Source organism: Marinobacter sp. tcs-11 (assembly GCF_002049515.1).
Taxonomy (GTDB): Bacteria; Pseudomonadota; Gammaproteobacteria; order Pseudomonadales; family Oleiphilaceae; genus Marinobacter; species Marinobacter nauticus.
In genome coordinates, this window is sequence record NZ_LLYU01000049.1 from 1 (window position 1) to 1,699 (window position 1,699).

2 protein-coding genes are annotated in these 1,699 nt (G+C 60.1%); both read left to right on the forward strand.

Annotated elements, in window-relative coordinates:
- Positions 1-1,034, forward strand: a 1,034-nt coding sequence (locus ARC85_RS19600) for a Mu transposase domain-containing protein (RefSeq protein ID WP_286715986.1), incomplete at its 5' end; no start/stop codon positions are given.
- Positions 1,021-1,699 (forward strand): IS21-like element helper ATPase IstB (istB, locus tag ARC85_RS19605; RefSeq protein ID WP_286715989.1); only part of this gene is annotated, 679 nt, incomplete at its 3' end. The genes ARC85_RS19600 and istB, both read left to right, overlap by 14 nt.

The window sequence follows — 1,699 nt, forward strand, 5'->3', positions numbered from 1 at the left end:
TGTACGTGGGTCTGGCCTTCCGGCCGCTGGATACCCAGACCTTTATCCAGCTCCATGACGAAGCCCTGCGTTACTTCGGTGGCCTGCCCGAGGAGTGCGTTTACGATCAGACCAAGCTGGTGGTGATCAACGAGCAGTACCGGGAGCTGACCCTCAATCAACGGTTCCATGAGTATGCCACCACGGCAGGGTTCCGGATCCATGCCTGCGAAGGCTACGATCCGGAGAGTAAGGGCAAGGTGGAAGCCGGCGTGAAGTACGTCAAGCAGGATTGCCTTTACGGTGAAGTCTTCCGGGATCAGGAACACGTGCGCCAGCACGTGCAGGACTGGGTTGAGAGCGTGGCCAATGTCCGCATCCACGGCACCACCGGCGAACCACCCAGGGAACGCTTCGAACGGGATGAGCGAGAACACCTGGAGGCCTATCTGTCACCAGCTTGCGTGCAGCCGGTGGCCCACGAGACACGTCGGGCCGACAAGACCGGCCTGATCGCCTGGAAGGCCAACAAGTACTCTGTGCCCATGGCCTGGCAGCAGGCCCGGGTGGGCGTTCTGGAGTCCGGCGGCCAACTCCATATCAGCGACCTGAACACAGGCGACGTCATTGCCAGCCATACGCTGTGTTCCGATAAAGGCAAGGTGATCAAGAACACCCATCACTACCGCGATCATGCCGAGCGGGTGGCCACCCTTGAGAGCAAGATCAATGAGATGATCGGTAGCGAAGTCGGGCAACGGTTGTGCCAGCAACTCAAGCGTTCCGAGCCCAAGATCTACAAGGATCAGTTGGTGGCTACCCGTGACCTGCTCAAGCGCTATGCACCCGTGGATCCGGCATTGATCACGACGCTGGCAGAGCGTCGTGGCATGACCGCCACACGGCTGCAAAGCTACCTTGAAGCGGCCCAGGCCGCCGTTCTCCGGGAACGGCAGCCGGAACCTCTGCCAGAACCCAAGGAAGCACTGGACCTAAGTGCTTACCGCCGTGTTGGCCACTCCAGTGGCCAGGGGGTGACCCATGAGCCAGCTTGAACAGACCGTGTCCCGTTACCGCAGTCTGCGCCTGAGCGCGGCCGCCGACGAACTGACCAGCCTGCTGGCCGAGGCTGAAGCCAACGAGATGTCCTATCTCAGCTTCGCGGACCGGCTTGCCGAACACGAACTGATCCAGCGCCAGGACAAGCGTATCCGTCGGAACCGGAAGATGGCCGCGTTCCCCGTCGAGAAGCGCCTGGAGGGCTTTGACTACCGGCACCAGACCACCATCACCAAACGTCAGGTCAATGCCTTGCTGGACTTCCAGTTCCTCGACGAACGGAACAACCTGGTGTTCATTGGCCCGCCGGGTGTGGGCAAGACCCACCTGGCCATCGGGATCGGCCACAAAGCCGTGGAAGCTGGCTACCGGGTGTTGTTCCGCAATGCCCTGGATCTGGTGGAAGAACTGGAACTGGCCGAGATGAAGGGTGAGCTGAAAAAGCGGGTCAGCGCCTTGGCCAAATACGATCTACTGATCATTGATGAACTGGGTTACCTGCCCATGACTCGGCAGGCCCGCTATAACCTGTTCCAACTGATCAACAGCCTGTACGAATACCGGTCGATCATACTGACCACCAACAAGGACTTCACCAGCTGGGGCGAGTTCTTCCACGACGACAACGTGGCGGTGCCGATCATTGACCGGGTTATCCATC